At 29.0% G+C, this 13,702-nt stretch carries 15 protein-coding genes and 1 riboswitch; all 15 genes read left to right on the top strand.

Going from position 1 to position 13,702, the window contains the following annotated elements:
- Nucleotides 1–193: 193 nt before the first annotated feature.
- A riboswitch (cobalamin riboswitch) is annotated at nucleotides 194–371 on the top strand.
- Nucleotides 372–493: 122 nt separating this feature from the next.
- The 15 genes from ACYUCG_RS04225 to ACYUCG_RS04155 all read left to right on the top strand — a co-directional run bounded on the left by ACYUCG_RS04225 (nucleotide 494) and on the right by ACYUCG_RS04155 (nucleotide 13,561).
- Complete coding sequence (locus tag ACYUCG_RS04225; protein ID WP_060796229.1) at nucleotides 494–1,336, top strand: sirohydrochlorin cobaltochelatase; 843 nt, start codon at nucleotides 494–496, stop codon at nucleotides 1,334–1,336.
- Complete coding sequence (locus ACYUCG_RS04220) at nucleotides 1,336–1,965, top strand: precorrin-8X methylmutase (protein ID WP_003452122.1); 630 nt, start codon at nucleotides 1,336–1,338, stop codon at nucleotides 1,963–1,965. The genes ACYUCG_RS04225 and ACYUCG_RS04220 overlap by 1 nt, the downstream gene beginning before the upstream one ends.
- 17 nt (nucleotides 1,966–1,982) lie before the next feature.
- Complete coding sequence (gene cbiD, locus ACYUCG_RS04215) at nucleotides 1,983–3,080, top strand: cobalt-precorrin-5B (C(1))-methyltransferase CbiD (RefSeq protein WP_283682060.1); 1,098 nt, start codon at nucleotides 1,983–1,985, stop codon at nucleotides 3,078–3,080.
- 27 nt (nucleotides 3,081–3,107) lie between these two features.
- Nucleotides 3,108–3,719, top strand: a complete 612-nt coding sequence (gene cbiE, locus ACYUCG_RS04210) for a precorrin-6y C5,15-methyltransferase (decarboxylating) subunit CbiE (protein ID WP_003467307.1) — start codon at nucleotides 3,108–3,110, stop codon at nucleotides 3,717–3,719.
- A 19-nt stretch (nucleotides 3,720–3,738) separates the two neighbouring features.
- Nucleotides 3,739–4,332 (top strand): precorrin-6Y C5,15-methyltransferase (decarboxylating) subunit CbiT, encoded by a 594-nt coding sequence (gene cbiT / locus ACYUCG_RS04205; protein WP_087327380.1) that lies wholly within the window; start codon nucleotides 3,739–3,741, stop codon nucleotides 4,330–4,332.
- Nucleotides 4,332–4,994 (top strand): cobalt-factor II C(20)-methyltransferase, encoded by a 663-nt coding sequence (locus tag ACYUCG_RS04200; protein ID WP_003452129.1) that lies wholly within the window; start codon nucleotides 4,332–4,334, stop codon nucleotides 4,992–4,994. Before cbiT ends, ACYUCG_RS04200 begins: the two co-directional genes overlap by 1 nt.
- Nucleotides 4,995–5,043: 49 nt before the next feature.
- Nucleotides 5,044–5,799, top strand: coding sequence for a precorrin-4 C(11)-methyltransferase (gene cobM, locus ACYUCG_RS04195; RefSeq protein WP_240298232.1), 756 nt, complete (start codon nucleotides 5,044–5,046; stop codon nucleotides 5,797–5,799).
- Between the two features lie 2 nt (nucleotides 5,800–5,801).
- On the top strand, nucleotides 5,802–6,800 hold the full coding sequence (cbiG, locus tag ACYUCG_RS04190) for a cobalt-precorrin 5A hydrolase (protein WP_060796232.1): 999 nt from the start codon (nucleotides 5,802–5,804) through the stop codon (nucleotides 6,798–6,800).
- Nucleotides 6,801–6,954: 154 nt separating this feature from the next.
- On the top strand, nucleotides 6,955–7,677 hold the full coding sequence (gene cobJ / locus ACYUCG_RS04185; RefSeq protein WP_003452107.1) for a precorrin-3B C(17)-methyltransferase: 723 nt from the start codon (nucleotides 6,955–6,957) through the stop codon (nucleotides 7,675–7,677).
- Between the two features lie 18 nt (nucleotides 7,678–7,695).
- Nucleotides 7,696–8,460 (top strand): cobalt-precorrin-6A reductase, encoded by a 765-nt coding sequence (locus ACYUCG_RS04180; RefSeq protein WP_240298230.1) that lies wholly within the window; start codon nucleotides 7,696–7,698, stop codon nucleotides 8,458–8,460.
- Nucleotides 8,461–8,472: 12 nt separating this feature from the next.
- Nucleotides 8,473–9,471 (top strand): ABC transporter substrate-binding protein, encoded by a 999-nt coding sequence (locus ACYUCG_RS04175; RefSeq protein WP_283682058.1) that lies wholly within the window; start codon nucleotides 8,473–8,475, stop codon nucleotides 9,469–9,471.
- Nucleotides 9,472–9,558: 87 nt separating this feature from the next.
- The gene (locus ACYUCG_RS04170) at nucleotides 9,559–10,617 is read left to right on the top strand and encodes a FecCD family ABC transporter permease (protein WP_283682057.1); all 1,059 of its coding nucleotides are present in this window, start codon (nucleotides 9,559–9,561) and stop codon (nucleotides 10,615–10,617) included.
- Between the two features lie 5 nt (nucleotides 10,618–10,622).
- Nucleotides 10,623–11,378: an ABC transporter ATP-binding protein gene (locus ACYUCG_RS04165; RefSeq protein WP_283682056.1), complete on the top strand. Its 756-nt coding sequence runs from the start codon at nucleotides 10,623–10,625 to the stop codon at nucleotides 11,376–11,378.
- A gap of 180 nt (nucleotides 11,379–11,558) precedes the next feature.
- Nucleotides 11,559–11,969 carry an acyl-CoA thioesterase gene (locus ACYUCG_RS04160; protein WP_460268174.1) on the top strand — a complete coding sequence of 137 codons (411 nt, stop codon included), beginning with the start codon at nucleotides 11,559–11,561 and terminating at the stop codon, nucleotides 11,967–11,969.
- A gap of 281 nt (nucleotides 11,970–12,250) precedes the next feature.
- Nucleotides 12,251–13,561: a uracil-xanthine permease family protein gene (locus tag ACYUCG_RS04155; protein ID WP_283682054.1), complete on the top strand. Its 1,311-nt coding sequence runs from the start codon at nucleotides 12,251–12,253 to the stop codon at nucleotides 13,559–13,561.
- The last annotated feature ends 141 nt before the right edge of the window (nucleotides 13,562–13,702 follow it).

Genomic DNA, 13,702 nt, shown 5'->3' with positions numbered 1-13,702 from the left:
TCCACAACTTAAGAGCATTTCATCATATATTACTGAATTATAACATAAAAGTCAAATGTAACACAAATTTAACCTTTAAACATTTAAAATATGGTAAGAAAAAATTAACAACTTAATTATACTACAAATATAGAAAATAAGAAATTTACCCTATATTGAAATAATTAAGATTATATATTATAATTAAAAAAAATAATATTTTATATTTTTAGGTTTGATTTTAATTAAAAGGGAAAGTGGTTAAAGTCCACTACAGCCCCCGCTACTGTGATAGGATACAAGTTTCTATTAACCACTGATTATATAAATTGGGAAGGGAGAAATGAGGATAAGCCTTAAGTCAGGATACCTGCCTAAGAATCGTAAACTAAGCTTCGGAGGGAAGAGATTAGTACTTATTTGTTCATAATTTTGAGGAATAATTACTTTGATTTGTAAGCATCTGTTCTTTGTAGCACAGATGCTTTTTATTTTAAAATTTTAGAGGTGAAATATGAAAAAAGCTATATTAGTAGTAAGTTTTGGAACAAGTCATTTAGATGCGTTAAATAATTCTATAAAAAAAATAGAAGATTCAATACAAGAAAGTTTCAAAGAATATGATATTTTTAGAAGTTTTACATCACATATGATAGTAAAAAAACTTAAAGAAAAACATAACATGGAAGTATTATTTCCAGAAGATGCTTTAAAGAGTTTAGCCGAGGAAGGATATGAGGAAGTTATTGTTCAACCACTTCATATTATTCCAGGAGAAGAGTTTGATTATATAAAGCATATGGTAAAGGAATATGAATCATGTTTTAAAAGGATAGAGATAGGAAGACCAATATTCCATTATGAAGGTTTTGAATCAGGTCCAGATGATTATTCATATTTCGTAGATACAATGAAAGATTTAATAGAAAAGAATTCTCCATGTGTATTTGTTGGACATGGTAGTGCTCATCCATCCAATGCTGTTTATGGATGTTTACAATCTGTTTTAATAGATAAGGACTATGAAGATGTTTTTGTAGGAACTGTAGAGGGATATCCTAATTTCTCAAATGTATTAAAGAAAGCTAAGAAGAAAGATATAAAAGAAATAACAATAATTCCTTTAATGGTTGTAGCTGGAGATCATGCTAAAAATGATATGGCTTCAGGTGAAGAAGATTCATGGAAGAGCAGATTTGAAAGTGAAGGAATAAAGGCTAATGTTGTCTTAAAAGGATTAGGGGAATACGAAGAGTTTGGGAATTTATACATAGATAGAATTAATGATGTTATTAATGGTACATATAAAGGACTTGGAGAAACTAAAAAGAAGAAACATAGAAGGGAAATGAAATAATGGATTACATGAAAAGCCCTATGGGAATTGAAAAAAGAAGTTTTGAAATTATAGGTTCTGAAATGCATGAACATAATTTTTCAGAAGAGGAATTACAAATAGTAAAAAGAGTTATACATACTACTGCGGATTTTGAATATCAAGATTTAATAGAAATAAGTGAAGGTGCTATAGAGGCAGGAGTTTCTGCTCTAAAGAATGGAGCTAAAATATATACTGATACAACAATGGCTTTATCAGGAATGAACAAAAGAGCATTAAAAGAATTAAATGCATCAGTTGAATGCTATGTTGGATTAGAAGAGGTATTTAAATTAGCTAAAGAAAAAGAAATAACTAGATCAATGGCAGGAGTTGAACTTGCAGCAAAGGAAAATGTAGATATATTTGTTTTCGGAAATGCTCCAACTGCCTTATTTAAACTTAGAGAACTTATTAAGGAAGGAAAAGCTAATCCAAAGCTTATAGTAGCAGTTCCAGTTGGTTTTGTAGGGGCTAGTGAGAGCAAAGAAGATTTAGATGAACTTGGAATTCCTTATATAAGAGTTAAGGGAAGAAAAGGTGGAAGTACAGTAGCAGCAGCTATAATAAATGCATTACTTTATATGAATTATAAAAGAGATATGTAATAAAGAAGGTAATCTAAATGTTTGATATGTATATAGAAAGTGGTGGAAAGAAACTTAGATGTGGATACACTACAGGGTCTTGTGCAGCAGCTGCTGCTAAAGCCGCCACTTATATGCTTTTTAATAAAAAAGACATAAGTGTTATAGAAATAGATACTCCTAAAAATATAAAACTTAATTTAGAAATACAAGATATACAGGCTAATAAAGATTCAATTTCTTGCTCCATAGTAAAAGATGGTGGAGATGACATAGATGCTACCTCAGGTCTTGAAATATTTGCAAAGGCAGAAGAAATTGAAGAAGGCTTTGAACTATGTGGAGGAGAAGGCGTTGGAGTAGTAACTAAAGAGGGTCTTTTTGTAGAAAAAGGACAACCTGCCATAAATCCAGTACCTAGAGAAATGATAAAAAAAGAAGTCTTAAGTGTACTTCCTAAGGATAAGGGAGTTAGAATAACAATTTTTGTTCCAAGAGGAAGAGAGATTGCTAAGAAAACATTTAACCCTAGATTAGGTATAGTTGATGGAATATCAATACTTGGTACTACGGGAATAGTTTATCCAATGTCAGAAGAGGCCTTAAAGGAATCTATTAGAATTGAAATAAGACAAAAATCTGTAAACAATAAAGACCTTGTATTTGTATTTGGAAATATGGGAGAAAGATTCTTAAGAGAAAGAGGATACAAAAAGGATAATATAGTTGTTATATCTAATTATGTAGGTTTTTCTATAGAGTGTGCCTTAGCTCAAGGAATAAAGGATTTAACAATAGTAGGTCATATAGGAAAGTTAAGCAAGATTGCCTTTGGATGTTTCAATACACATAGTAGAGTTTCAGATGTTAGATTAGAAGTTATAGCTCTAGAGCTTACCTTAATGGGATATGATTTAGAACTAGTACAAAAAGTTTTAGATCAAAAAACAAGTGAAGGTGCTGTAAGACTTCTTGGAGATGATTTTCCTATGTTATATGAAAGAATTGGAGAAAAGGTATTAAAGAGATTAGATATATATGCTTATGGTGAAGCAAGCTTTAATATTCTTATGTACTATGGATCAAAGGAAATGAAGTTACTATATGAATCTAAAAATTCAAACTTGTTTGATTAAACTTAAATTAGAAAGGAATGAAGGCTTTTGGTTAAAATATTAGGATTAGGACCAGGCCATGAAGACTATATAATTCCTAAAGTTATCAAGGAACTAGAAAAAAGTGATTATATAGTTGGTTTTGAAAGAGCAATTTCTAGCTTAAAGTTTTTAAATAGTATAAATGATGAAAGATTTAAGAGAGTAAAAGGTTTAAAAGAAATAATAGAATTTCTAAATGAAAATAAGGAAAAGAGGATTTCAATAGTTGCCTCAGGAGATCCAACCTTTTATGGAATTACAAATTATATATGTAAGAATTATGAGGGAGAAGTTTCTATTGTTCCTGGAATAAGTTCTTTTCAATATTTAACATGCAGAGTTAATAAAACTTGGAATGATGCTTTTGTTGGAAGTATGCATGGAAGAGAAGAGAATTTTATAGAAGTTGTGAAGGAAAACAAACTTTCTATTTGGTTAACAGATAAAAAAAATACTCCTTCTGAGCTAAGTAAAAGGTTAATAGAAAATTCTATAGAATGTACTATATATGTTGGAGAAAATCTTTCTTATGAAGATGAAAATATAACAATTGGAAACCCAAGAGAAATTTGCGAAAAGGATTATGGAGATTTATCTGTAATAATAATTGAAAGATAAATTTTCCTTTGGAGGATATATGAAGTTTATAAAAGATTCAGAGTTTATAAGAGGAAAATGTCCTATGACAAAAGAGGATATTAGAATCCTTACTATTAGTAAATTAGATTTAGATAAAGATTCTAATTTTTTAGATATAGGAAGTGGAACTGGTAGTATTACTATTCAAGCTTCTAAATTTATAGAAGAGGGATCTGTATTTTCTATAGAAAGAGATGAAGAAGCCATAAGGGTAACTAAGGAGAACTTAAAAAAGTTTAATTGTAATAATGTTACCTTATTAGAGGGTGATGCTATAGAACATATGGAATCACTTTCAAATGAGATTAAAAAAGAAAAAATCTCAAAATTTGATTCTATATTTATAGGAGGCTCTGGTGGAGGCCTTGAAAAAATTATAAATATATCAGATGAAATCTTAAAAGAGCATGGAGTTTTAGTATTAAACTTTATAACTTTAAACAATGCATATAATGCAATAGAATTTTTAAAGAAATTAGAATATAAAACAGAAATTTCTTTAGTTAACATAAGTAAAAATAGAGAAAATACATACATGATGATTAGCAATAATCCAATTTTTATTGTTAAGGCATTTAAGGAGGAAAATTAATGGCAATATTATATGGAATAGGTGTAGGACCAGGAGATAGTGAACTATTAACAATAAAGGCAGTAAAGGCTATTGAAAATAGTGATGTTATAGTAGCACCAAGTGCAGAAGAAGGCGGAGAGAGCATAGCATTAATAGCAGCTCAGGAGTATATAAAAGAAGGAACAGAAATAGCTGTTAAACATTTTCCAATGGGAAAGAAAAACAGAGAATTAAAAGTTAAAGAGGCTTATGACTTTATTTTAGAAAAACTTAAAGAAGGAAAAAATGTAAGTTTCTTAACTATAGGAGATCCTTATGTTTATAGTACTTACATACATTTATTAAATTATGTAGAAGATCATGGTTTCCATGTAAAAACTATTCCAGGAATAACATCTTTCTGTGCTGCAGCTAGCATAGTTGATAGAACATTAGTTGTAGGTAATGAACCATTACTTGTTCTTCCAGCAGGTAGAGTACATGACATAAAAGATGAAAAGTTCGTTGTAATAATGAAAGTTTATAAAAAAGAAGAAGAAGTTTTAGATGTCTTAGAAGAAAAAGGATTTGACTATGTGCTAGTTAGTAGAGCAGGTAGAGAAGGGGAAAAAGTTCTAAGAACTAGAGAAGAAATCTTAAATCATAGAGATTACATGTCTTTAATACTAGCAAGTAAATAGATAAAAATTATAAATAAAAATCGTATTTTATTAGGAGGCAAAGGATAAAATGTTATATTTTATAGGTGCAGGTCCAGGAGCTGTTGATTTAATAACTGTTAGAGGAAGAAATTTATTAGAAAAAGCGGATGTTGTAATATATGCAGGATCTTTAGTAAGCAAAGAACATCTAGATGTTTGTAAAGAGGGAGTTAAAATATATAACTCAGCTTCAATGACTTTAGAAGAGGTAGTTGAAGTTATAAAAGAAAATGATGGTGAAGATAAAGTAATAGTAAGACTTCACACTGGAGATCCATCAATATATGGAGCTATTAAGGAACAAATGGATGAACTAGACAAGTTCAATATACAATATGAGGTTGTACCTGGAGTAAGTTCATTTACAGCAGCAGCTTCAGCTATAAAGAAAGAGTTTACTCTTCCATCAGTAACTCAAACTGTTATATTAACTAGAGTTGAAGGAAGAACACCAGTACCAGAGACAGAGGATTTAGAAAAGTTAGCTTCAATAGGAGCTTCTATGGCATTATTCCTTTCTATATCAATGATTGATAAGGTAGTTGAAAAATTAAAAAGAGGATATGGAAGAGAAGATGTTCCTATAGCTGTAATTTCTAGAGCAACATGGGATGATCAAGAAATAATGATAGGAACATTAGAAAATATATCAGAAAAGGTTAAGGAAGCTGGTATAAATAAATGTGCTCAAATATTAGTTGGAGATTTCATTGACTGTAATTATGAGAAGAGTCTTCTTTATGATAAGCATTTTACTCATATGTTCAGAAAAGGAATTGAATAAATATGATTGGAATAATAAGTGTTACTGAAAAGGGAGACTTTATAGGGGATAAGCTTAAGGATTTTTTTGAAGAAAATAATATTAGTTTCAAAGGAATTTATAAAAGTAAATGTGAAGATTTTTCTTTAAAAGGAGCCACACAGGAAATGTTTGAAACTTGTAAGAATATTATTTTTATAAGTTCAACAGGAATTGCAGTTAGGGCTATAACTCCTTTTATAGTAAAAAAAGATAAGGATCCAGGGATTGTTGTGGTTGATGTAAACAATAAGTTTACTATAAGTTTAGCAGGAGGACACATTGGTGGAGCCAATGAATTAACTTTAGAAGTAAGTAAAGTTTTAAATAATACCCCAGTTATAACAACTGCCACAGATAATCAAAATAAAGTTGCACCAGACATGGTTGCTAAAAGTAATAATCTTATTATAGAAGATTTAAAAAAGGCTAAAGAGATAGCTTCAAGGTTAGTAAACAATAAAAAAGTTTATTTTTTAGATGATAATAATTTAATTAAATTGCCTTTAGGTTATGAAAGTACATATTTATTAAAAGACAATACTCTTTGGATAACTAATAAGGAAAAAAGTGAAGAGGAAAATCTTAAGGGAGTTTTAAGATTAATAAGAAAAAATATATTACTTGGAGTAGGTTGCAGAAAAGGAGTGTCTTCACAAGAGTTAATAGATTTTGTGAAATCTTCACTTAAGGATTTAAATATTGATAAGAGAGCTGTCTTAAAAATAGGATCAATAGATTTAAAAAAAGAGGAAAAGGCTATTTTAGATTTAAGTGAATATTTAAATTGTCCTTTTGAAACATTTTCTAAGGATGAGATTAAGAGTGTTCAAGATGAATTTGAAGGCAGTGATTTTGTAGAAAAATCTGTTGGAGTAAGAGCTGTATCAGAGCCAGCAGTTCTTTTAATGAATGGAAATATTATAGTAAATAAACTAAAGAAAAATGGAATGACGTTAACTATTGGAGAGCTTAAAAGGTAAAGTAAAGGGAAGTAAGCTTTATAAAGGTAGAAAAAACTCTATTAAGATAAATGCCTTAGAAATTCTTTAAAAGTATAGTAGAAAAGTAAAAGCTTTAATAAGCTTATAACCATAATACTTTACAACTTAAGCTACATAATAAGGAGGAATAATAATGGGAAAATTATATGTAATTGGAATTGGACCAGGTGGACTAGATGAAATGACTTTAAGAGCAGTTAAAGCTATTGAAGAATCTGATATAATAGTTGGTTACACTAAATATATAGAAATGGTTAAAGACTTAATAAAAGATAAGGAAATCTTCAAAACTGGTATGCGTGGAGAAGAAGAAAGATGTAGAGAGGCCTTAGAACTTAGTAAGGATAAAAAAGTTGCTTTAATAAGTACTGGAGATTCAGGAATTTATGGTATGGCTGGACTTATCTTAGAGATGAGAAAAGATGAAAATGTTGAAATAATACCTGGTATTACAGCATCTAGTGCAGCAGGATCAGTTTTAGGTGCTCCTTTAATGCATGATAACTGTAACATAAGTTTAAGTGATTTAATGACTCCTTATGAAGATATAAAGAAAAGAGTTCGTTTAGCAGCAGAGGGAGATTTCGTAATTTCTCTTTACAATCCAAAGAGTAAGGGAAGACCACACTATTTAAGAGAGTGTGTTGATATAATTAAGGAATTTAGAGGAGAGGAAACTCCTATAGCAGTTGTTAGAAATGCCTTAAGAGAAGGAGAAAGTAAAGAAATATTTACTTTAAAAGACTTTAATGATGAAGTAGTTGATATGTTCTCAATAGTAATCATAGGAAACTCAAAAAGTTATATTAAAGATGGATATTTTGTAACTCCAAGAGGATATAAAATAAAAAAATAAAACTAATGGGGTGAGAATGTGATTGCACTTATATTAGGAACTTCAGAAGGAAGAGAGTTTTTACAAAAGCTTAAGGGGTTTGAAGAAAAAATAGTTATATCTACAGCTACAGAATATGGTGGAGAACTTTTAAAAGAATTTCCAGTTGCATTTATGAATACAAAGCCTTTAGATGAAGAAGGACTTTTAAATTTTGCTAAAGAATTTAATTTAAAAGGAATAGTTGATGCTTCTCATCCTTATGCAAAGAATGTTAGTGAAAACACAATAAAAGTATGTAAGGACTTAAACATAGAATACATAAGATATGAAAGAAATGGTGTATTAAAAGAGTTAAATCATCCTAATATTATTAGAATAAGTGGATTAGAGAAACTTAAAGAATTAGACTCTATTATTCATGGACCTATTTTGAATACTACAGGAAGTAATGGAGTAAAGCAGATATTAGAATCTTCTCTTGAAAATAGAGTTATTCATAGAGTATTACCTTCAAAAAAGGTTATGAATGATCTTATAGATTTAGGAGTTAAGATAGAAGATATAATTGCTATAAAGGGTCCTATTGGATATGAACTTAATAAGGCCTTTATAGATGAATACAAGGCAAAGGCTCTTCTAACTAAGGATAGTGGTGAAAGAGGTGGAGCTTTAGAAAAAGCAAAGGCTGCATTAGATTCAAATATTAAATTAATAATAGTTGAAAAGCCTAAGGTGGATTATGGTAGATGTTTTTCTGATATAGATGAAACAGTAGAATACATTAAAAATATTTTGAAATAACAGGGGGATAAAATGAGAAGAAAAAGAATTTTAAGTTTAGCTACTATAGGGTTAGTATTTTCCTTAGCTTTAGCAGGATGTACTGGAAATTCAAAAGGAAATACAGCCTCAAAAAATACTGAGGAAGGTTACCCAATAACAATAAGTACATATGATCAAAGTGGAAAGGAATTTCAGGAAACTTTTGAAAGTAAACCTAAGAGGGTTATTAGTACAAATCAAACTACTACAGAAATAATGCTTGATTTAGATCTACAGGATTCCTTAGTTGGAACATCATTTATGGATAGTCCTATACTTCCAAGATTAGAAGATAAGTATAAAAATATAAATGTGTTATCAGAAACATATCCAAGCAAGGAAGCTGTTTTAGCTTTAAATCCAGATTTAATAATGGGATGGAAAAGTGTATTTTCAGATAAAAATCTAGGTTCTGTAGAATCATGGAATGAAAAAGGGGTTAAAACTTTTATTCAAAGAAACTCTGGTATTTCAAAAGAGCAGACTTTAGATGATGTTTATTATGATATAAATGATATAGGTAAAATATTTAATATAGAAGAAAAATCAACTAAATATGTTGATGATATGAAAGAAAGAATAAATAATATTTCTGAAAAGATAAAATCAGTTAAAGAACCTATGAAAGTCTTAGTAATAGAAGGTGAGGGAGAAAATAAATATAGAGTTTATGGACCTAAAACCTTAGTTTCAGATATGGTTTCAAAAGCTGGTGGTACTAATGTGGCAAAGGAATCAGGTAGTGTTGGAGTTGAGAATATAATAGAAATGAATCCAGATGCTATAGTTCTTATACATTACTTAAATCAAAATAAAGATAACAAAGAAGAAAAAGCATTATTAGAAAATCCAGCTTTAAAAAATGTAACTGCAATAAAAGAAAATAAAATAATATATACTCCTCTTTCAGAAACATATGCAGGTGGTGCAAGAACTGTAGAGGGAATAGAAAGAATAGCAAGGGGATTATACCCAGACTTATTAAAATAAATTAAGTAAAATAGGAACTCTAAGGAACTAAGCTTAAAAATAGTTTCTTAGAGTTTAATAATATATTTTAGGGAGAGATAGGTAAGATTGTTTAAATTAAGTTGGAGAAAAGACAAAAAAGTTTTCATTGCAGTTTTATTAATTTTACTTTTTATATCATCCATAATATTAGGAATATCTTTTGGTGCTGTTGATATTCCACCTTATGATGTTTATAGAGTGTTTTTATATAAGGTTTTTGGAATTAAGATTGGAAATTTAGATGAAATATTAAATAGTACTTTATTTGATATAATATGGGGAGTGAGAATGCCTAGAGTGCTTTTAGGAGCTTTTGCAGGTATGGCCTTAGCTATGGTTGGTGTAATTATGCAAGCTACTATACAAAACCCTTTAGGGGATCCTTACATACTAGGATTGTCATCTGGAGCATCTTTAGGTGCTACATTTTCAATACTAATAGGATTTTCAGGAGTATTATCAAGCTTTGGAGCACCATTAGGAGCATTTTTAGGAGCTTTAATGGCATCTGTATTTGTTTATTTTTTAGCGAAAATAGGTGGTCGTATAACTCCTTTTAAGATGATATTAGCTGGTATGGTTATAAGTTCTATATGTTCATCACTTACAAGCTTAATAATATTTTTATCAAAGGATAACGAAGGCATAAGAACAGTTAACTTTTGGATGATGGGAAGTTTGGCTGGAGCGGAATGGAGTAATATAGTTCTTCCAATAGTAATATCAGTTATACCACTAATATACTTCTTTACTCAATATAGAAATTTAAACTTAATGGTATTAGGAGATGAAACATCTATTACTTTAGGGTTAAATATTGAAAAGCATAGAAAAATATATATGATACTTTCCTCTTTAATAACTGGAGTTATTGTATCAGTATGTGGAACTATAGGCTTTGTTGGAATTATGATTCCACACATTGTAAGACTTATATTTGGAACAGATCATAAAACTTTACTACCTTTTAGTGCTTTAGTTGGAGCTATATTTCTTATATGGGCAGATGTAATTGCTAGATGTGCTATTGCTAATATGGAACTTCCCATAGGAATAATTACTTCTGTAATAGGAGCCCCTTTCTTATTATGGCTTATGGTAAAAGGAACTGGAGAAAAGGAGTAAGGATTATGATAAGATTAGAAAATCTAGAAGTTTCTATAAATAAAAGTGAAATTATAAAGGGAGTTTCATTTAATGTTAATAAGGGTGATTTTGTTGGGCTTATAGGGCCAAATGGAAGTGGGAAATCAACCATATTAAAAACTATATATAAGTTAATTGATAAAAAATGTGGTGCAATATACATAAATGGTAAAGAAATAGATAGCATTAGTATAAAGTCAATGGCAAGAGAATTAGCAGTAGTAAGCCAATTTAATCAATATAATTTTAGTTTTAAGGTTAAAGATATTGTTCTTATGGGAAGAAATCCATATAAAAGGACTTTTCAATTAGACAATAAAGAAGATTATGACATAGTAAGAGAAGCTTTAGAAAAGGTTAATATGCTTGAATATAAGGATAGAGATTTTCTGAATCTTTCAGGAGGAGAAAAACAAAGGGTATTATTAGCAAGAGCCTTAGCACAAAAAACAGAAATTCTTTTATTAGATGAACCTACAAATCATTTAGATATTAAGTATCAAATAGAAATAATGAATATAGTTAAAGAGTTAAATATAACGGTATTAGCTGCACTTCATGATATGAATTTAGTTTCAGCTTATTGTAATAAAGTATATATGATTGATAAAGGAAAAGTAGTTTATGGAGGAGAAACAAAAGAAGTTTTAACTCCTAAAAATATAAAAGATGTTTTTGGTGTTGAATGTGAAATAGGAAAAAATTCAAAAGGACATATAACAATAAACTTTTTATTTTAGATAATGACTCTGTTTTAAGATTATAACTTAAGGCAGAGTTTTTATTATATAAACATGGAATTATTTAAAGTTAGTGTTGATTTTAAGTTAGATATAAATATTTATAAAAGGTTTGAAAATCAAAATAAAATAATATAAAATTACAATATGGAAATAAGTTTTTTATAAGGAGTATTTTATATGAAAAGTATAAGCAAAATTAAAGTAAGATATGCTGAAACAGATGCAATGCAGGTTGTGCATCATGCCAATTATTATATATATTTTGAAGTTGCAAGAGAAGATTTTATAGAACAATTTGGAATTACATATAAGGAAATAGAAGATCAAGGAATTATGATGCCTTTAGTAGAGACTCAATGTAAATATATAGATGCAGCAAGATATGGAGATAACTTAATAATAGAAACTGAGTATGATGAAATAACACCCATTAAGGTTTCATTAAAATACACAGTAAAAAGAGAAAATGATAATAAACTTGTAGCTACAGGAAAAACTTTACAAACTTTTGTAGATAGTAAAACTTTTAAAATTATAAACATTAAAAAAGTTCATCCTGAAATTTGGAGCAAATTAACTAAGTATTAATTATATTAATAAAATGTAAAAAACTAAATTATATATTGAAAAATAATATTAATTTAAATATAATCTAATAAAATAAAACTATTCTTTAAAGATAGTCCAGAGAGGCTTCAAGAATTAATTATTAGATTATAAATAAAAATCTTATTTAGTTTAAAGAATTAACTTCTTGCCTGTAATCTCTGGTAAGAAGTTTTATTTTTACCTTTTTAAATCAGTCCTGTGAGGCTGAAAAAAGGAGAAGCAGAGCTTTCTCCTTAAGAAAAAATAAGGAGGCTTAAATTATGGCACAACAAGTAATAAGCAAAGAACAAGGAAGTATTAAGACATTAGGAATTTTCTCTTACTTTAAAAATGGAATTTTAGGATTACAACATCTAGTTGCGATGTTTGGAGCTACAATACTAGTACCACTAGTAACAGGATTAGATCCATCAGTAGCTTTATTCACAGCAGGGATAGGTACTTTAATATTTCACTTATGTACTAAAGGAAAAGTTCCAGTATTTTTAGGATCATCCTTTGCATTTATACCTGTAATACAAGTAATTGCAGCTAAATATGGAGATTTAAGATATGCTCAAGGAGGTATATTCTTTGCAGGATTAGCTTATGTATTAATTTCTTTTGGAATAAAGAAAATAGGTGTAGATAAAATAAAAAGATTTTTACCTGCAAGAGTAGTAGGACCAATGATAATGGTTATAGGATTAAATCTTATACCTAATGCCTTAGAAATGGCTGGAGTAAAATCTTTAATAGTTGGAGAGACAGGAGCTATGAATTCAGTTTTAATAGCTTGTACCACATTAGGATTAGCATTAATAATAAGTAAGTTTGGAAAGGGATTTTTTTCACAGTTAGCAATAATAACAGCAGTGGCTGTGGGGTATACTTTAAGTTTAATTTTAGGACAAGTTGATACAAGCTTAATTCAACAAAGTACTATGGTTGCAGTACCAAACTTTACATTGCCAAAATTTGATTTTGGAGCAATAATGATAACTTTACCAGTTATTTTAGCGGTATCAATGGAGCATATAGGAGATATAACTACTAATGGACAAGTTGTAGGTAAAAACTTTATAGAAGATCCAGGACTAAATAGAACCGTATTAGGAGATGGATTAGCAACTTTAGTTGCATCTTTATTAGGGGGACCAGCTAATACTACTTACGGTGAAAATACAGGAGTTTTAGCTATAACTAAAAATTATAATCCATCAATTTTAAGATTAACAGCTGTTTTTGCCATAATACTAAGCTTTATAGCTAAGTTTGGAGCGATTATAAGAACAATTCCACAATCAGTAATGGGAGGAATAAGCTTAATGCTATTCTCTATGATTGCTTTAGTGGGAGTTAAAACTATAAAAAATGAAGGGGTTAAGTTAAATAAAACTAACCTAATATTAATGGCATCAATAATCTTTGTAGGGTTATCAGGATTATTCTTATCAGAACCTATAGGGATTAAAATAAGTGAAGCTGTAAGTATATCAGGTTTAAGTTTAGCAGCTTTGGTTGGTGTTATTTTAAACTTAATAATCACTAAATTTGAATCATCAAAAAGCAGAAAAGAAGTAATTGCTTAAAGAAAAATAGCAAGTCATACATAAATGGCTTGCTATTTTTAGTATTAAGTATTTAAAGTTATATATTCACTTCTTAATTCATCATTTAAATGAAATAGATTAGAAAATTTTGTTGAAATGTGGTAAAATATTAATAATATA

It is taken from the genome of Clostridium sp. CTA-17 (genome assembly GCF_054767895.1).
Note: the sequence above shows the minus strand (reverse complement) of the source record. Positions and strands in the feature narration are given on the sequence as shown.